Annotated in this window: 16 protein-coding genes and 2 pseudogenes; 10 read left to right on the top strand and 8 right to left on the bottom strand. The window is 52.6% G+C overall.

Annotation, left to right across the window (positions count from 1 at the left end):
- Positions 1-278 precede the first annotated feature (278 nt).
- From QJT81_15380 to QJT81_15335, 10 genes and pseudogenes are all read left to right on the top strand, one after another.
- Complete coding sequence (locus tag QJT81_15380; protein WGZ93187.1) at positions 279-1241, top strand: RluA family pseudouridine synthase; 963 nt, start codon at positions 279-281, stop codon at positions 1239-1241.
- The gene (locus QJT81_15375; protein ID WGZ93186.1) at positions 1238-1903 is read left to right on the top strand and encodes an HAD-IA family hydrolase; all 666 of its coding nucleotides are present in this window, start codon (positions 1238-1240) and stop codon (positions 1901-1903) included. The genes QJT81_15380 and QJT81_15375 overlap by 4 nt, the downstream gene beginning before the upstream one ends.
- On the top strand, positions 1900-2844 hold the full coding sequence (locus QJT81_15370) for a S49 family peptidase (GenBank protein ID WGZ93185.1): 945 nt from the start codon (positions 1900-1902) through the stop codon (positions 2842-2844). The genes QJT81_15375 and QJT81_15370 overlap by 4 nt, the downstream gene beginning before the upstream one ends.
- Entirely contained in the window at positions 2844-3320 is a 477-nt protein-coding gene (locus QJT81_15365; GenBank protein WGZ93184.1) for a nicotinamide-nucleotide amidohydrolase family protein, read from the top strand. The genes QJT81_15370 and QJT81_15365 overlap by 1 nt, the downstream gene beginning before the upstream one ends.
- Before the next feature lie 123 nt (positions 3321-3443).
- Positions 3444-3734 carry an IS66 family insertion sequence element accessory protein TnpB gene (locus QJT81_15360; protein WGZ93183.1) on the top strand — a complete coding sequence of 97 codons (291 nt, stop codon included), beginning with the start codon at positions 3444-3446 and terminating at the stop codon, positions 3732-3734.
- Positions 3734-4108 carry an IS66 family insertion sequence element accessory protein TnpB gene (gene tnpB, locus QJT81_15355; GenBank protein ID WGZ93182.1) on the top strand — a complete coding sequence of 125 codons (375 nt, stop codon included), beginning with the start codon at positions 3734-3736 and terminating at the stop codon, positions 4106-4108. Before QJT81_15360 ends, tnpB begins: the two co-directional genes overlap by 1 nt.
- A complete protein-coding gene (locus QJT81_15350; GenBank protein ID WGZ93181.1) occupies positions 4105-5745 on the top strand; it encodes an IS66 family transposase in 1641 nt (546 codons plus the stop codon). Before tnpB ends, QJT81_15350 begins: the two co-directional genes overlap by 4 nt.
- A gap of 73 nt (positions 5746-5818) precedes the next feature.
- Positions 5819-7143: pseudogene (locus QJT81_15345) on the top strand (UPF0236 family protein).
- Between the two features lie 166 nt (positions 7144-7309).
- Positions 7310-8365 carry a transposase gene (locus tag QJT81_15340; GenBank protein ID WGZ93180.1) on the top strand — a complete coding sequence of 352 codons (1056 nt, stop codon included), beginning with the start codon at positions 7310-7312 and terminating at the stop codon, positions 8363-8365.
- A gap of 476 nt (positions 8366-8841) precedes the next feature.
- Entirely contained in the window at positions 8842-10017 is a 1176-nt protein-coding gene (locus QJT81_15335) for an IS66 family transposase (GenBank protein ID WGZ93179.1), read from the top strand.
- Here QJT81_15335 and QJT81_15330 read toward each other — a convergent pair.
- The 8 genes and pseudogenes from QJT81_15330 to mfd form a co-directional block, all read right to left on the bottom strand.
- A complete protein-coding gene (locus QJT81_15330; protein ID WGZ93178.1) occupies positions 9959-10741 on the bottom strand; it encodes a UPF0236 family protein in 783 nt (260 codons plus the stop codon). The genes QJT81_15335 and QJT81_15330 overlap by 59 nt on opposite strands.
- A 45-nt stretch (positions 10742-10786) precedes the next feature.
- Positions 10787-11872, bottom strand: a complete 1086-nt coding sequence (locus QJT81_15325; GenBank protein WGZ96499.1) for an ISAs1 family transposase — start codon at positions 11870-11872, stop codon at positions 10787-10789.
- A 30-nt stretch (positions 11873-11902) separates the two neighbouring features.
- Positions 11903-13227: pseudogene (locus QJT81_15320) on the bottom strand (UPF0236 family protein).
- A gap of 139 nt (positions 13228-13366) precedes the next feature.
- The gene (locus tag QJT81_15315) at positions 13367-13504 is read right to left on the bottom strand and encodes a hypothetical protein (GenBank protein ID WGZ93177.1); all 138 of its coding nucleotides are present in this window, start codon (positions 13502-13504) and stop codon (positions 13367-13369) included.
- A gap of 134 nt (positions 13505-13638) precedes the next feature.
- Positions 13639-13947, bottom strand: a complete 309-nt coding sequence (locus tag QJT81_15310; GenBank protein ID WGZ93176.1) for a hypothetical protein — start codon at positions 13945-13947, stop codon at positions 13639-13641.
- Positions 13948-14163: 216 nt separating this feature from the next.
- Positions 14164-15033: a transporter gene (locus QJT81_15305; GenBank protein WGZ93175.1), complete on the bottom strand. Its 870-nt coding sequence runs from the start codon at positions 15031-15033 to the stop codon at positions 14164-14166.
- A gap of 22 nt (positions 15034-15055) precedes the next feature.
- Positions 15056-15319, bottom strand: a complete 264-nt coding sequence (locus QJT81_15300) for a hypothetical protein (protein ID WGZ93174.1) — start codon at positions 15317-15319, stop codon at positions 15056-15058.
- 95 nt (positions 15320-15414) lie between these two features.
- Positions 15415-18846 carry a transcription-repair coupling factor gene (mfd, locus tag QJT81_15295; GenBank protein WGZ93173.1) on the bottom strand — a complete coding sequence of 1144 codons (3432 nt, stop codon included), beginning with the start codon at positions 18844-18846 and terminating at the stop codon, positions 15415-15417.
- Positions 18847-18878 lie beyond the last annotated feature (32 nt).

The following is an 18878-nucleotide window of genomic DNA, read 5'->3' as shown; positions in this document are numbered from 1 at the left end:
GCCACACCTGTCTGCTTAATTTTTAAACTGCATAACAAGCGTTGAGTTATCGGGGGCAGAATACTTTTATCCTGTTTACCCCTGCACAAATTCTGGGGAATGTTCTGACCGCTAGAATTTGTGATTGAATCAATCAGGCATGGGTCATATCATCGTGTTCTGATTTGATCGAACCCATTGTGTCAGGTTTGCACCTTAACGTTTGCCTGTTGCGAATATATCAATTCGGTTAATTATATTCAATTTGCATTTAAATTTAGTTGGTATGTTTTTTCACTATGGCAGTCGAATATTACACAGTTACTGAAAACGAAGTCGGGCAGCGCATCGACAATTTCCTGCTGCGGCATTTGAAGCAACTGCCCAAAAGCGCCTTATACCGGATTGTGCGCAAGGGCGAGGTGCGTGTTGATAAAAAAAGGGTGAAGCCGGAAAAAAAGCTGGAATTAGGTGAAATTATTCGGATTCCCCCGATTAAGTTGGAAACTGAAGTGAACCCTCCGGATAAGCCCGCACTGGCATCCGAATCCTTATTAGCGGTGTTGGAAGCAGCGGTATTGCATGAAGATGAGCAGCTTATTTTCATCAATAAGCCATCCGGTTTGCCGGTACACGGTGGTAGCGGTTATAAATTGGGCTTGATTGAGGCATTTCGCCAGTTACGCGAAAATTTGCCGTATGTGGAATTGGCGCATCGCATTGACCGTGACACCAGCGGCGTGATGATTCTGGCGAAATCGCGCCAAGCTTTGACCGAATTGCACGGCTTGTTTCGCGACGGCAAGATCGACAAGCGTTACAAAGCCTTGGTTGCCGGACGTTGGAAACACGGTCGCCAACACGTAACCATGGATTTGAGTCAGGAAGAAGGCACACGCCAGAAAGTGCAGCGCGTGGAAGAGGGCGAAGGCAAAGTGTCGGAAACCATTTTCTCGTCGTTGAAAAACCTGCACGGCGCGTCGTTGCTGGAAGCACAAATTCTCACCGGAAGAATGCATCAAATCCGGGTGCAATTGCAAAATTTGGGGCATCCGATTTTGGGCGATGACCGTTATGGCGATTTCGCGCTGAACCGTAAGTTTCGTGAGATGGGCTTAAAACGTTTGTTTTTGCATTCTGCCAGCGTGGATTTTACCTTACGAGCCACCGGGCGGCGTTACGTGGTGGAAGCGCCGTTACCCGATGATTTAAAAGAAGTATTGATCAATATAAAAATTAACGCAGTTGAGCGTACCGAATGAAACCTTATTCCCTGTTGATTTTTGATTGGGATGGCACGTTGATGGATTCAGCGGCGCACATTACCCAATGTATGCGCAATGCGATTCAGTTGGTGGGCGCAGAATCGCGCACTGATCAGGAAATTCGCCATATTATCGGCTTGGGCTTGGATGAAGCGATTCGCGCCTTGTACCCTCAAGCGCCCACGAGCTTGATTCGGGCGATTGCGGATGAATATCGCCAGGAATTTTTGGTGCGCACCACGCACGGTAGCGAGTTGTTTGCGGGGGCGCGTGAAACGTTGTATACACTCGCCGAACAAGGCTATGACTTGGCAGTGGCGACAGGCAAATCGCGGCGGGGTCTGGATAAGGTGTTGGATGAAACCGGGTTGCGCGAGTTGTTTCCGATCACACGCTGTGCGGATGAAACCCGTTCCAAGCCGCATCCACAAATGTTGGAAGAGATTTTGACAGACTATGATGCAGCACCACATGATGCGTTGATGATCGGTGACAGCGAATACGATTTACACATGGCTTTAGCTATCGGAATGGATTCACTGGCGGTTAGTTACGGCGTGCATGATTTGGCACGGTTACAACAAGCACAACCGCGTGGGTACGTGGATGATGTGACGCATATTCCTGATTGGCTAGAAAAACAAAAGGTTACAGAATGAACGAAGAAAATACGCAAGCATTGCAAGCCCTTAAAGAGGTAGCAATGGAGTCCATCAAAGAGCAGCGGCGGGCGCGGCGTTGGGGGATATTTTTCAAGCTATTTTTTGTGGCGTATTTGTTGATTGGCTTGATTGCGCTGATCGGCAGTGGTGCTTCGGATAGTAAATTGACGGTCGCGGACAAAATCACAGCAGTAGTCGACATTAACGGCGTGATTATGGATGGCGCAGAAGCCAGCGGCGAGATGCTGATCCCTGCGCTGAAAGATGCGTTTGAGCATGAAAAAACCAAGGGCGTGATTTTACGGATTAATAGCCCCGGTGGTAGCCCAGTGCAGTCAGGCATAATTAATGATGAAATCAAGCGCTTAAAGGCGAAATATAAGGACATTCCTGTCTACGCGGTTGTGTCTGATTTGTGTGCTTCCGGTGGTTATTACATTGCCGTGGCTGCTGATGAAATTTATGCAGATAAAGCCAGCATTGTTGGCTCAATTGGGGTGCGCATGGATAACTTCGGTGCGGTTGAGTTGATGGAAAAATTAGGGGTTGAGCGCCGTTTGTACACTGCGGGGGCGAATAAGGGGATGCTTGACCCGTTTTTGCCTGAAAACCAAGCACAGGTGGCGCATGTCAATAACATGTTAAACACAACCCATCAGCAGTTCATCAAGGTGGTGAAAGAGGGGCGTGGCGAACGTTTGTCAAACAACCCGGATATTTTTTCTGGTTTGTTTTGGACAGGTGAGGATGCGGTCAGATTGGGTTTGATCGACGGTTTGGGTAGTGATGCTTACGTGGCACGTGAGTTGATAAAAGCTGAGGAAATGATTGATTTCAGCGCTAAAAAAGATTTCTTTCAGCGTTTGAGTGAACGTGTCGAAACCTCTGTACAGTCACTTATGTCGCTGGATTCCACACCGCGCACGGTGTTACGTTGATGGAAACCCTGCTGGTGCAAGTGGTAGCGGCATTGCAAGCCAAGCGCTGGATGCTCACCACCGCAGAATCGTGTACCGGCGGTGCAATTGCTAAAGCGTGTACTGATTTAGCGGGCAGTTCGGCGTGGTTTGAACGCGGTTTCGTTACTTACAGTAATGAGTCGAAACAGGAAATGCTGAGTGTGCCAGCAGCAACGTTGGCAGAGCACGGTGCGGTGAGCGAAGCCGTGACTGCGGCGATGGCAACCGGTGCGTTACTGTATTCGCGAGCGCAAGTCGCGGTATCCGTCAGTGGTATTGCGGGGCCGGGTGGCGGCACAACCACCAAACCTGTCGGCATGGTCTGTTTCGGCTGGGCAGCGCAGAATGGGGAAGTTCGTACCGCAACCCAATACTTTCAAGGTGATCGGGAGGCGGTACGCTATCAGGCAGTGCAATACGCGCTGCAAGGCGTATTGCAGATGCTGGCGGATTAGACTTTCTGGCGCACGTAAGTGCCGGGCGCATCACCCAGGTAAGCGACCATTTCAGCACGTCTAGCCCTCGCGATTTCCACGCCCTAAACTGGTTTCCAACCTGAACAACCGAAGGAAACCTCAATGAAACGCCCTCACCGCCGCGCCAGCGAATGGCAAACCCTCATTAGCCAATGGCAAGCCAGCGGCTTATCCGCCCCGGCATTTTGTGAACAGCACAGTATCGGTTACGCCAGTTTTTGCCAATGGCGGCAGCGTCTACGCTCCGCAGATGGCGTGGAGGAACCAGCCGTTCCCGCCAATACCTTCATCGACTTGGGAGCATTATCGGCGGGTCATGCCGCGCTGGGGCAAGGCTGGCACATTGTGCTGAGTTTGGGGAATGGTGTTGAACTACGCCTGAGCCAACGCTGATGTTTGCCCCCGCAGCCACCGCCCGCATCTGGCTATGCACCCAAGCCACCGACATGCGCAAAAGCTTTACGGGGCTGACCGCTTTGGTGAAAAACCAGTTAGGGCAAAATCCCCTGAGTGGGCATTATTTCGTGTTTGTGAACCTGCGTAAAACCCAGATGAAGATCCTCTATTTTGAACCCAGCGGCTATTGCTTATGGAGCCAACGCTTGGAGCAGGGGCAATACCGGGTGCAGCCGACAACCAGCGGGCAGCGCGAACTGACCCGGACGGATTTGCAGTTGATTTTAGCAGGCATTGAGGTGCAAAAATCCAGACAATTCAAGCGTTACCAGTACCCTGTGCAGCCACATTCTGGTACAATAAGCCCATGATTTTAAAGCCATCCACCCCGTCTGACACCAGCGTTCCCATGCCGCCGATTGTGGCGGAAATGCTGGCGTTGCGTGAGGAAAATGCGGGGTTACGTGCAGACAATGCCGTCCTGCAACAGGCGGTCTCTGAATTAAAACGCCAACTGGTGTGGTTCAGGCAACAGGTCTTTGGCAGCAAATCGGAAAAGCGTCCGGTTGAGATACCGGTGGCGCAGTTGCCGTTGTTTGCCCCCGCCGCCACCCCGGTTGCCGCACCCGAGGGTGAAAGCATTACCGTCACCTACCAACGCGGCAAAGCCCCCAAGCTGCGCCCCGATGACTGCGTGAATGACAGCGGGTTACGCTTTACCGCCGATGTCCCGGTCAAGGTGATTCACCTCACCCCGCCGGAACTTCAGGGGGAAGAGGCTGACCAGTATGAGGTGATCGGCACCCAGGTGACCCATCGGGTGGCGCAACGCCCTGCCAGCTACCTCATCCTGCAATACGAGCGCCCCGTGATCAAACGCAAGGGCAGTGCTTCGGCTTCGCTCAGCAACCCACCACTTCCCAGCCCTGCACCCGCCAACGTGCTGGAACGTAGTGTCACCGATGTCAGCTTTTTGGTGGGGATGTTGGTGGACAAGTTCCAGTACCACCTGCCGTTGTACCGCCAGCACCAACGCCTGACCCAGGCGGGGATCACCCTCAGCCGCACGACGCTGACCAATGCGGTGAAACGTGCCATCGACCTGCTCAAGCCCATTGCCGAAGCGCAACTCGCCAGCGTACTGCAAAGCAAGCTGCTGACGATGGACGAAACCCCCATCAAAGCCAGCCCCGCAGGCAACGGCAAGATGAAGCAAGGCTACTTCTGGCCGCTGTACGGGGATCAGGACGAAATCGTCTTCACCTTCTCCGCCAGCCGTGGGCGGCAACACATTGAAAAGACCCTTCGCCAACAGTTCAGCGGCACACTGCTCAGCGACGGTTACCGTGCTTATGCCAGTTACGTCAACGCCAATGACAAGATTACCCATGCCCAATGCTGGGTACACAGCCGTCGCACCTTCATTGCCGCCGAAACTACTGAACCACAAGCAGTACGCCAAGCCCTTGACACTATCGCGGCACTCTATCAGCACGAAGCCCAGATTAACGAGAAAAAACTCGACGGGGAAGCCAAACGTACCTACCGCCTCACCCACAGCAAGCCGTTGGTCGACCAGTTCTTTGAATGGTGCCAAACCCAATTACAACGTGCCGATTTAGTCCCCTCCAACCCGCTGACCAAAGCCCTTGGTTATGTCATCCGCCGCGAACACGAACTGCGCGTGTTTCTGGAAGATCCCGACGTGCCAATGGATACCAACCACATCGAACGCGCCCTGCGGCCCATCCCCATGGGCAGGAAAAACTGGTTGTTCTGCTGGACAGAACTCGGCGCGGAACACGTGGGCATCATCCAAAGCCTGATCACCACCTGCCGCCTGCATGACATTAACCCGTATGTCTATCTGATGGATGTTCTGTTGCGCGTTAGTGAGCATCCCGCTTCTCAGGTGCAAGACCTTACGCCAAGATGTTGGAAACAACGGTTTGCGGATAAGCCATTGCGCTCGGATTTGTTTGCGGATGTCAACGACGGGCTAGAATGAGGGTGTGAACAAAAGTGCGGTGTCCTGTAGACTAAGATGGCATCCCCTAAAACCAGAGAAAAAGGACTTTCCCATGTTGACAGTTAGCTCCCGCGACCAAAAACTTTTAGAAGCCTTGAACCGCAACCCCGCATTAAAAGCTCGGATGGAAGGGCTAATCGAGGTGGTTGAAAATGCCGGTGATGACATTATCAAAGCAGCAGACGCCGAACAGCGGGTGATAGAAGAACTGCGCCAAATGGGAAATGATGCGATCACTGCATGGGCAAACAAACGTGTAGAAAAATGCACAGCCCCAGCCTGTGAAGAAGGCATTGGGAAGTATGTAAAGAGTGGAAAAAAAACTGTCATTGGCACACGACCTACGGAAAAATCCACATAAGCGAACCGGTCTACCGGATTCCCGGCAAGCGTGTCCGCCCCTTTAGCCAGAGTGCCGAGGTTGTTTGCCGAGGCTGTTCGCTCCCGCTGCAACGGGCGGTGACGGACTTTGGGGCGGACTGTTCATTTGCTCAAGTGCCTGATAAATTAGAAGAACATTACGGGATACGGCTGGCATCCAGCAGCATCCGACACATCACCGAAGGTCACGCCAAACGCATCCATGAATCCCAAGTGTTGATAAAAGACTATCCAAGCACGTTGGGAAAAGCCTATGTCATTGCCGAAATGGACGGCAGCATGATCCCCATCGTCGAGATTGACGAAACAGCCCCCGACAAGCGCAAAGGCAAAAAGGAAAGCTGGAAAGAAGCCCGCCTGTGTCTTGCCCACGCCAAAGGCAGTGCTACGCCAACGTTTGGCGCAATATTCGGTGGCACGGTAGAAGATGCTGGAAAAATCTTATTCGACACCGCCTGCCGTGCTGGATTTGGAAAAAGCACGTTCCTCCATGCGGTGGGTGATGGGGCAAGCTGGATCAACCGTCAAGTGGATGAACAATTTGGCACACAAGGACATTACCTGATTGATTTTTATCATGTTTGTGAATACCTATCAGCAGCATCCGCAAGCTGTTCATGCCTCAAGGACAAGGATAAATGGTTTGCCAAACAGAAAAAAGCCCTACAGGATGGTCAAGCTCAAGCGGTCATCGACACACTGAAACCTTTCCTCGAAGCAGAAACGGTAGAAGACAGTAACGCCCCAGTACGAGCTTGTCACCGTTACCTGAGCAACCGCATTGAGCAACTGGATTACCCGACAGCAAAATCCCTCGGATTGCCCGTGGGGTCGGGCGAAATAGAAAGTGCACACCGTTACATCATCCAGCAACGCTTAAAAAAATCGGGGGCATGGTGGAAAAGTGATAATGCGGCGGATATGTTGGCGTTGAGGGTCATGCGGGGAAACCAGCAATGGAAGCATTATTGGCGAAACACCGCTGAGGCGGCATGAGGTTTACCGCACTTTTGTTCACACCCCTAGAATGACCGTTTACCTTTGAGCCACTTGCAAAATTACATTTTCAGCGTGAACCTTCCTTCATCTGAAGGAAAAAAGAAGTGTGGGCTGCCGTTTTCGGCGATAATAGAAGCGTCAAAACAACCATTAAGCCCACGCTATGAATTCTACCGAACGCGCCCTGATTGCACAACGCTGGAGTTTGCTGCAAATTGAAATACTACCTTGCTTCAATGATACCTTTGGCACATTGACCCCCAAGCTTGAAAAACTCATTCACGTACTGGAGCTGACGCGCATTGAAGATTTTGTGCGCTCTTTTCGTGATGGGTCTGGACGGCCAGCGACGGAGCGATCTTGGTTTGCCAATGCTTTTGTCGCCAAAAGCGTGCTCAATATTGTCAATACGCGAGCACTCATTGACCGGCTGCAAAACGATCGCTCCCTGCGACGCATCTGCGGGTTTCCCCTGACCAAGAAACTGCCTTCCGAATCCACCTTTTCACGTGCCTTCGCTGAATTTGCTGAACAGCGTTTAGCGGAACGTGTGCATGAAACGTTGGTGAAAACGTATTTGGGCGATGCGCTGATCGGCCACCTGTGTCGGGATTCAACAGCCATTGAGGCACGTGAACGGCCTGTTGCCGAGGAAAAGCCAAAGAAAAAACAAGGGCAAACACGGATTCAGCGCCAACGGGAACAGTCACTTCAGCAAGCACTCGATGAGATACCGGTTCAGTGTAACCGGGGGACGAAGAAGAATGCCCAAGGCTACAAGCACAGTTGGAACGGCTACAAACTGCATATCGATACCGCCGATTGTGGTGTCCCGATAGCAGCCATTCTGTCTTCCGCCTCCTTTCACGACAGCGGGGCAGCCATCCCACTCTCTCAAATCAGTGCCCAACGTGTCACCAGTCTCTACGACCTGATGGATGCAGCCTATTGCAGTGCTGATTTGCACGAATACAGCCGTCATCTGGGGCATGTCCCTCTGATTGATCACAATCCTCGCGGCGGACAGAAAGAAGCGTTTGAACCTGCTGATGCCGAGCGTTACAAAATTCGCAGCACCGTAGAACGAACCAATGCCCGCCTGAAGGATGAATTTGGTGGTCGGAATGTGTGGGTGCAAGGCGCACAAAAAGTTTACAGCCACCTGATGTTTGGGATTTTGGTGTTGAGTGCTGATCAACTGATGCGTGTCTTGTTATAAGGCGACTGGTTTTGAAAAAACACGGGAAGACTGACTGAAAAACAGGAGCAGTCGCATTGGTATGGGTGAAATTTAGCAAAAGTTACGGTAAAACTGAAAAAGCTCAGGTTTCGTTGGTCAAATTGAGTAAAAAATCGGCTGAATATGCGGCGTTCGGTCAATGCTGAAAATTGAGCAACTCAGTTTGTCGGATTTTGCAAGTCGCTCCTTTGTAATATATTCATCAATTTCAACCTCTACCAAAGAAATGCCAGCTTCAAACTCATGTAAACTATTAATTATAAAATCCTGTGATTTAATACTGGTTAAGTCATAATCTGAAAACCAAATATCAACGCACGTTTTTTTTCCAAAGAAATTGAGATCTATATTGATTTTAACTTCAATATCATCGAATATTTCAACATTATAACAACCAATATTATTTAATTTATCGTAACTACTCAGTCTCCTAAAAAATCAGCTACACTATCGATATGAACCAGCTACCCCGCCCAACACGAGAAAGTCTCCAGCAGTTAAGCCACGCCGAATTGGTGGAGTTAGTGTTGACGCTGTTTGACCGTATTGATCAGTTGACCGCCCGCGTGAATGAGCTGGAAGCACAGCTCAACAAAAACAGTAAAAATTCACACAAGCCCCCGTCATCGGATGGACTGAAACGCCAACCCGCACAGCCGCGTCAGCTTGGACAACGCCCAAAAGGTGGCCAGCCAGGTCATAAAGGGCATAGCCTCGTGATGCACCCATCACCCGATCACGTGGAATATTACGGTGTTGCCGGGCATTGCGACTGTGGTTTGCCGCTAACCGAAGCCCTGATTGAGACAGGTGAATGTCGGCAACAGTGGGACATTCCCGAACCCCAAATCGTGGTCACGGAACACCGCCAACTGATTTGCACGTGTGGTTGTGGCAAGGTTCATAAAGGCGAATTCCCGGCAACACTCGCCCCTTACATCAGTTACGGCGCACGTTTAAAGGCCTATACGGTGGGTTTGGTACAAGGTCATTTCATTTCGCTGTCACGGGCAAGCGAGATTGTATTCGACCAATACGGTGTTAAGCCTTCCGATGGCAGTGTGCAGCACTGGATCGGTCAGGCGAGTGAAAACCTGACGGCCACTTATACAGCTATTCAGAACACCATTAGTAGCAGCGACGTGGCTCACTTTGATGAAAGCGGAATGCGGGCGCAAGGCAAAACCCAATGGTTGCATGTAGCCGCAACACCCGAAGCCGTTTACTACACTGCCCATGCACGGCGCGGATACGAGGCCATGACAGCGGCGGGAATCCTGCCGGTATTCCAAGGCGTTGCGGTTCATGACCATTGGAAACCGTATTTCCGCTTTGATCAGGTGGTACACAGCCTTTGTGGGGCGCATCTGCTGCGGGAGTTGAACTACTTTGATGAAACCCTCAAACATCAATGGCCTGCACAACTCAAACAGGTCTTGATTGATGCTAAGACCGCAGTGGCTGAAGCAAAAGACGCGCAACAAACGGCATTGTCGCTGGAGCAAATGACTGAACTCAAGCAACGTTATGACCAATGGGTGAATCAGGGTGTGAACAAAAGTGCGGTAAACCTCATGCCGCCTCAGCGGTGTTTCGCCAATAATGCTTCCATTGCTGGTTTCCCCGCATGACCCTCAACGCCAACATATCCGCCGCATTATCACTTTTCCACCATGCCCCCGATTTTTTTAAGCGTTGCTGGATGATGTAACGGTGTGCACTTTCTATTTCGCCCGACCCCACGGGCAATCCGAGGGATTTTGCTGTCGGGTAATCCAGTTGCTCAATGCGGTTGCTCAGGTAACGGTGACAAGCTCGTACTGGGGCGTTACTGTCTTCTACCGTTTCTGCTTCGAGGAAAGGTTTCAGTGTGTCGATGACCGCTTGAGCTTGACCATCCTGTAGGGCTTTTTTCTGTTTGGCAAACCATTTATCCTTGTCCTTGAGGCATGAACAGCTTGCGGATGCTGCTGATAGGTATTCACAAACATGATAAAAATCAATCAGGTAATGTCCTTGTGTGCCAAATTGTTCATCCACTTGACGGTTGATCCAGCTTGCCCCATCACCCACCGCATGGAGGAACGTGCTTTTTCCAAATCCAGCACGGCAGGCGGTGTCGAATAAGATTTTTCCAGCATCTTCTACCGTGCCACCGAATATTGCGCCAAACGTTGGCGTAGCACTGCCTTTGGCGTGGGCAAGACACAGGCGGGCTTCTTTCCAGCTTTCCTTTTTGCCTTTGCGCTTGTCGGGGGCTGTTTCGTCAATCTCGACGATGGGGATCATGCTGCCGTCCATTTCGGCAATGACATAGGCTTTTCCCAACGTGCTTGGATAGTCTTTTATCAACACTTGGGATTCATGGATGTAGGGCAATCGCTTGAATAATCGCCTTACTTACATGACTTGCTCCAGCAGTTGTGCCAGATAGTCAGTTGACCACCCTGCCTGTTTACGACGGACTTTGAGGCTATGTTTGTTGGTTTTGTCATTGCGCAGCAGGTTAGTACCCATGTGGCGCAGGATGGCGAGATTATGTGCGCCATGGTTGCTACGGTTTCTCGCCAAATCTTCCCGCATCAGGACATCCAGCACCCAATGCAACTTGTTTTCGATTGCCCAGTGGGAGCGGACGGCATATTGTGCGGCCTTGGCGATCATCGCCAGTGAACAGATGTAGTGGCGGATGGAATAGGTTGATTTTCCTGCTTTTTCGACCCAGGACTCGATACAGATGATGCTGGCAAGTCCTGCCCATTCCTGCCGTTGTTCCAACCAAGCAACATCGGTGCAAATGCGGCAACGGCGGGTTTCGAGCCGCCCGTGGTCTTTTTCCACCTGGGTGTCTTCATCCAGCACATAACCGGCAGGCGGCTTTTCGAAAAACAGGGCGATGTCTTCTGCTAACGTTTTCTGATTGTCTTTGACTGCCAGTAGGTAATCACCGCCTGCTTCCACGATTTGCTTGGCGATGGCCTTTTGTGTCCCCATCGCATCAATGGTGATCAAGCAGCCTTCAATGTCGAGCTTGCGTAGCAAGGCGGGGATGGCAGTGATTTCATTGGATTTCTGGTCGGTGGCTTCCTGCCCCAGCACTAGATTTTGCTGGTTTGCCCACGCTGACACCAGGTGCAGAGGGCTCTGCCCGTTGCCACCACTGCGCCGTGAGGTTTTGCCGTCAATGTTCAATAGGTCAGCCTCCCCTGCGGACAGGCTGTTTGTCCAACGGATAAACAGTTCCGAAAACAGCTTAGCATTCAGCGCGTTGAACACGTCACTCACCGTGTCATGGCTGGGAAAGCCCCGTGCATAGGGATAATAGCGGCGCAGGAAATCCGCGTTTAGCTTTGCCCAGCGCACCATTTCCACCACATCGTCTGCCCCTGCTAAGCTGCCTGCCAAACCCAGCAATAGGATTTCAGGTAGGGGGTAGAGAACTTTGGCTTGCTGGCGTGGGTCTTCTAAAACTGACAACTGTTCCAGTAGGGGGTGTGAACAAAAGTGCGGTAAACCTCATGCCGCCTCAGCGGTGTTTCGCCAATAATGCTTCCATTGCTGGTTTCCCCGCATGACCCTCAACGCCAACATATCCGCCGCATTATCACTTTTCCACCATGCCCCCGATTTTTTTAAGCGTTGCTGGATGATGTAACGGTGTGCACTTTCTATTTCGCCCGACCCCACGGGCAATCCGAGGGATTTTGCTGTCGGGTAATCCAGTTGCTCAATGCGGTTGCTCAGGTAACGGTGACAAGCTCGTACTGGGGCGTTACTGTCTTCTACCGTTTCTGCTTCGAGGAAAGGTTTCAGTGTGTCGATGACCGCTTGAGCTTGACCATCCTGTAGGGCTTTTTTCTGTTTGGCAAACCATTTATCCTTGTCCTTGAGGCATGAACAGCTTGCGGATGCTGCTGATAGGTATTCACAAACATGATAAAAATCAATCAGGTAATGTCCTTGTGTGCCAAATTGTTCATCCACTTGACGGTTGATCCAGCTTGCCCCATCACCCACCGCATGGAGGAACGTGCTTTTTCCAAATCCAGCACGGCAGGCGGTGTCGAATAAGATTTTTCCAGCATCTTCTACCGTGCCACCGAATATTGCGCCAAACGTTGGCGTAGCACTGCCTTTGGCGTGGGCAAGACACAGGCGGGCTTCTTTCCAGCTTTCCTTTTTGCCTTTGCGCTTGTCGGGGGCTGTTTCGTCAATCTCGACGATGGGGATCATGCTGCCGTCCATTTCGGCAATGACATAGGCTTTTCCCAACGTGCTTGGATAGTCTTTTATCAACACTTGGGATTCATGGATGCGTTTGGCGTGACCTTCGGTGATGTGTCGGATGCTGCTGGATGCCAGCCGTATCCCGTAATGTTCTTCTAATTTATCAGGCACTTGAGCAAATGAACAGTCCGCCCCAAAGTCCGTCACCGCCCGTTGCAGCGGGAGCGAACAGCCTCGGCAAACAACCTCGGCACTCTGGCTAAAGGGGCGGACACGCTTGCCGGGAATCCGGTAGACCGGTTCGCTTATGTGGATTTTTCCGTAGGTCGTGTGCCAATGACAGTTTTTTTTCCACTCTTTACATACTTCCCAATGCCTTCTTCACAGGCTGGGGCTGTGCATTTTTCTACACGTTTGTTTGCCCATGCAGTGATCGCATCATTTCCCATTTGGCGCAGTTCTTCTATCACCCGCTGTTCGGCGTCTGCTGCTTTGATAATGTCATCACCGGCATTTTCAACCACCTCGATTAGCCCTTCCATCCGAGCTTTTAATGCGGGGTTGCGGTTCAAGGCTTCTAAAAGTTTTTGGTCGCGGGAGCTAACTGTCAACATGGGAAAGTCCTTTTTCTCTGGTTTTAGGGGATGCCATCTTAGTCTACAGGACACCGCACTTTTGTTCACACCCTCCAGTAGGCGGCTGATAGCGCTGGACGGCAAGTTCGGCATCGGTTTTGTCCTTTCGGGAAAAACCTTATTTATGCATGTTTTGCAACCAAACTTTCAAGCGATTGCCCTGTTCATGGATGCGTTTGGCGTGACCTTCGGTGATGTGTCGGATGCTGCTGGATGCCAGCCGTATCCCGTAATGTTCTTCTAATTTATCAGGCACTTGAGCAAATGAACAGTCCGCCCCAAAGTCCGTCACCGCCCGTTGCAGCGGGAGCGAACAGCCTCGGCAAACAACCTCGGCACTCTGGCTAAAGGGGCGGACACGCTTGCCGGGAATCCGGTAGACCGGTTCGCTTATGTGGATTTTTCCGTAGGTCGTGTGCCAATGACAGTTTTTTTTCCACTCTTTACATACTTCCCAATGCCTTCTTCACAGGCTGGGGCTGTGCATTTTTCTACACGTTTGTTTGCCCATGCAGTGATCGCATCATTTCCCATTTGGCGCAGTTCTTCTATCACCCGCTGTTCGGCGTCTGCTGCTTTGATAATGTCATCACCGGCATTTTCAACCACCTCGATTAGCCCTTCCATCCGAGCTTTTAATGCTGGGTTGCGGTTCAAGGCTTCTAAAAGTTTTTGGTCGCGGGAGCTAACTGTCAACATGGGAAAGTCCTTTTTCTCTGGTTTTAGGGGATGCCATCTTAGTCTACAGGACACCGCACTTTTGTTCACACCCTTTGGTCGAGGTCGCCTTGCTGCGAGGCAGAGTTTGCCAGTACACTACCGGAAGCGAGGCTCGTTGCCAAGAGAGATGTGATCAACAGTTTTTTCATGACATTAACTCCTTAATTGATTGCGTCATGTTGAAATTAGCTTTCGCTACTTTTCCAGTCGGTGAATCCAGTTCGCTACAACTTGGACATCACCGTTGCCGGAAACTTGGGGACGTGCGCTGAGGTTAAGCGTGTCACGCTTGCCCAGCGCATAACCCAGCCCCAGATCAAGGCTGGTGGTGGTGCGTCGGATTCCTGTTTCTTTCCCGTCAACATTGTCAGCTTGGCGCAGTCGCCACGTCAGACCTGTTGTGAGCGTCACCTTGTCATTGACCGCAAACCCCACGGAAGGCGAAAGGCTCAGGCTATTGCCGGGTCGGTGTTCTGTGCTGCCATCCTTGCGCGTGGCATTGAGTTGGGCTGCCCCCGTGAGGGAAAGCACAACTGGATCATAGGTTTGGTAAGTGGTGAAGCCTGCCGTCAGGGATTTGCCATAGATATTTTTGCCGCTGTCTTGGCGTTCAGCCGCTTGAATTTCGCCAAATACAAACAGGGCGGGCTTGTCAGCATCATCGCGGATACGCTGATTCACCCCCAGCCATGCGTCGGCAAAACGGCTTTCACTATCCTTGAGGGTGTCCCCGCTGGCGGTTTCGGCACGGCGGTCAATGCCGATGGCGGAGGCGCGGGCGTAAATTTCGGTGTCTTTGGTGAGCCCGTAGCGGATGCCTGCGGTAGTCACCAGCGCGTCGCTGTTGCTGAGGCGTTCGCCTACCAAGGTGGGGATGTACACAAAACTATTCGCCCCGGTTTGGATTTCTACCGGATCACTCGTTTCCACGCCCCGGCGTTCGGAGTTGGCATAACTGGCGGACAGTTCAAGGCGCAGCTTGCCCTTGTCACTGAGCAGGTTTTCAACGGTGAGCGGAAGGTCGGCAGAGGCAGGGGATGAAAAGAGCAGGAAAACGGCTGGCAATAGCAGCCATGAGGCTAGAGAATTAGTTGCTTGCTTGCTTGCTTGCTTGCTTGCTTGCTTGCTTGCTTGCTTGCTTGCTTGCTTGCTTGCTTGCTTGCTTGCTTGCTTGCTTGCTTGCTTGCTTGCTTGCTTGCTTGCTTGCTTGCTTGCTTGCTTGCTTGCTTGCTTGCTTGCTTGCTTGCTTGCTTGCTTGCTTGCTTGCTTGCTTGCTTGCTTGCTTGCTTGCTTGCTTGCTTGCTTGCTTGCTTGCTTGCTTGCTTGCTTGCTTGCTTAGGTCAATTATCACGTAAAATTCCTGTCTGTAAATTCCATAGGCAGGATTTATATAGATAGCTTAATTGTTTGTCAATGTATTTTTTATGACTGTTAAATGTCGTTTTTTCACTCCCCAATCTCCCCCATCAACCCAATCACCCACTCCTCTCGCTCCTCCACCGTCGGGAGTTCAATCTCAAACCGCAACTTATCCTGCCCATCCAGCTTAAACACCCACGGGCGTTTCTGGATCAGCGTAATCACCTTCATCGGGTCAATATTCGGCTTGTCGTCAAAGATAATCCGCCCGCCCTTGATGTGCATATCCAGCTTGCGGATGCCCAGTTCCTGCGCCAGCAGCTTGACCCGCGTGACGCTGAACAGCGTCTTGGTCGGCTCTGGCAGCAGCCCGAAGCGGTCGATCATTTCCACCCGCAATTCGTCGAGTGCCGCCTGCGATTCCGCGCTGGCAATGCGTTTGTAGAGGATCAGCCGCGCATGGACATCCGGCAAATAATCGTCAGGGATCAGCGCAGGCGCACCCAATTCCACCGTGGTGCGGCGGCTGGTCGCGCTCAGTTCCGGCACTTTGCCCGATTTCAACGCCTTCACCGCGCGTTCCAGCAGGTCGTTGTAGAGGTTGAAACCGATTTCCTGAATCTGCCCGCTTTGCCCTTCGCCGAGCAATTCGCCCGCGCCGCGAATCTCCAGATCGTGCGTCGCCAGCGTGAAACCGACCCCCAGTTCTTCCAGCGATTCAATCGCTTCCAGCCGCTTGACCGCATCCGGCGTGAGCGCGGATTTCGGCGGCGCAATCAAATAGGCATAAGCGCGGTGGTGCGAACGCCCGACCCGCCCGCGCAACTGGTGCAACTGCGCCAGCCCCAGCTTGTCGGCACGGTTGATCAAAATCGTGTTGGCGGTCGGCACGTCGATGCCGCTTTCAATGATGGTGGTGGCAATCAGAATCTGGAAACGCTGGTGGTAAAAGTCGCTCATGATATTTTCCAGATCGTGCGCCCGCATCTGCCCGTGGGCATGGCGCACCGTCACACCGGGCAACATCGCGCTCAGTTCCTGCTCCACCTTGTCGATGGTTTTGACCTCATTGTGCAGCACGTACACCTGCCCGCCGCGTGACAATTCCCGCGCACACGCCTCCTGAATGATGGTCTTGTTCCACTCGCACACAAAGGTTTTGATCGCGTGGCGTTGCGTCGGCGGGGTGGCAATGATCGACAAATCGCGCAAGCCCGACAGCGACATATTCAGGGTGCGCGGAATCGGCGTCGCGGTCATGGTCAACATATCGACATTGGCACGCAGCTTTTTCATCTGCTCCTTGTCGCGCACCCCGAAGCGGTGTTCTTCGTCGATAATCACCAGCCCCAGTTGCTTGAAATGCACATCGTCCTGCAACAGCTTGTGCGTACCGATCACGATGTCGATCTTGCCAGAGGCGAGTGCCTCCAGTGCCTTGCTGGTTTCCTTGCCAGTCTTGAAGCGCGACAGCGATTCGATATTGAACGGCCAGTCGGCAAAACGGTCACGGAAATTGTTCAAATGCTGCTGCGCCAGCAAGGTGGTCGGCGCAATCATCGCCACCTGCTTGCCCGCATTCGCCGCCACGAACGCCGCCCGCATCGCCACTTCGGTCTTGCCGAAACCCACGTCGCCGCACACCACCCGATCCATCGGCTGCGCAGAACGCATATCCTTGATCACGTTTTCAATCGCCAGTGCCTGATCCGGCGTTTCCTCAAACGGGAACGCGCCCGCAAACAGGCGGTAATCGTTGTCGTCAAACGGGAAGCTATGCCCCTGCTGCGCGGCACGGCGGGCATGGATGTCGAGCAATTCCGCCGCCACATCGCGGGCTTTTTCCGCCGCTTTTTGCCGTGCCTTGTCCCACTGCTCATTGCCGAGGCGGTGCAAGGGCGCGTGTTCTGGGTCTGCGCCCGTGTAACGGCTGACCAGATGCAGCGCAGCAACGGGGACGTACAGCTTGTCGTGGTTGGCGTATTCGATCAGCAAATATTCCGCCGTCACCCCGCCCGCCGTGACCGTTTCCAGCCCCAGATACCGCCCGACCCCGTGTTCCTCGTGGACTACGGGTGCGCCTTCGTTGAGGTCGGTCAGGTTGCGGATAATGGCATCGGCATCGCGGGTGGCTTTACGGCGACGGCGTTGCTGCTGGATTTGCACCCCGTGCAGCAGGTTTTCGGGAATGACCGCAATCTTCGCATCGGGCAGCCAGAAACCGTTTTCCAACGGCGCGACCGTGACCGCCATTTCCGCTTTGCTGTTGAGGAAATCCTGCCAGGTTTCCAGCGTTTTGACCGCAATACCGTTGTCTTTCAGCAGGGTGAGGAAGGCTTCGCGCCGTCCGGCAGATTCGGCGGTGAATAGCACCCGCCCTTTCAGGTCTTTGAGGAAGTTGAATAGCAGGAACAGGGGCTGTTCTTGGCGGGCGTGGATTAGGAGCGAGGGCAGGGCAGCGATGGGGTAGTTCAGCCCTTCGGTTTCGTGTTTAAACCGCTGCACCTCAACCCGAGGATAATCCCCAACCCAACTCCCCAACATCTCTGCTGTCAGGAACAACTTCTCCGGCGCAAGCAACGGCCTTTCAATATCATGCCGCCGTTGCTCATAGCGATATTCCACCGTCTCCCAGAATGTCTTAACCGCCGCATCCACGCCCTCCGCCAACACCAGCAGCGTCTTCTTCGGCAAATAATCAAACAACGTCGCGGTATGCTCAAAGAACAGCGGCAAGTAATACTCAATCCCCGCTGGCGGCTTGCCCTGACTCACGCCCTCGTAAATGCGACTGCGGGTCAAATCGCCTTCAACTTGCGCCCGGTAGTTCTGGCGGAAGGTGCGAATCCCTGCTTCATCCAGCGGAAATTCCCGCGCAGGCAGCAGTTCAATACTGTTTACCACCTCTTCAGTACGCTGGGTTTCCGGGTTGAAGGTGCGGATCGAGTCAATTTCCTCGTCGAACAAATCAATCCGATACGGCGTATGGCTGCCCATCGGGAACAAATCGACCAGCGAACCACGGGTGGCATATTCGCCATGTGCCATCACCTGACTGACATTGCGGTAGCCTGCTTCTTCCAGTTGCTTGCGCAATTTGTCGATATTGAGCGGCGAGCCTTTGCGCACCACGAAGGTATGTCCGTGTACGTAACTGGTCGGTGCAACCCGGTGCAGCATCGTCGTGGCAGGTACGAGCAGGATGCCGCGCTTCAGGTTTTGCAGCGTCGCCAGCGTTTTCAAGCGTTCGGAAATAATGTCTTCGTGCGGCGAAAACACGTCGTAGGGCAGGGTTTCCCAATCCGGGAAAATGTGGCGGGAAATTTCCGGGGCGAAAAATTGTAGCGAGGATTCCATCTGGTAAGCCGTATGCACATCCGGCACAACCAGCAGGGTCAAGCCATCAAACCCTTGTGCAGATTGGGCAATCAGCCAGTCGAGGGATGCTCCGTATAACTGTCCCCAGCGGATGTGACCGTTGGGGTTTGCGGGGAATTGGGGCTTGAGCAATGCAGACATGAGTACGAGCTTATTTTCTTAAAGCCCCGCAT

This window comes from Candidatus Thiothrix putei, assembly GCA_029972225.1.
GTDB classification, from domain to species: Bacteria; Pseudomonadota; Gammaproteobacteria; order Thiotrichales; family Thiotrichaceae; genus Thiothrix; species Thiothrix putei.
The sequence above is the reverse complement of the archived record's forward strand: the minus strand, read 5'-3'. Positions and strand labels throughout refer to the sequence as shown.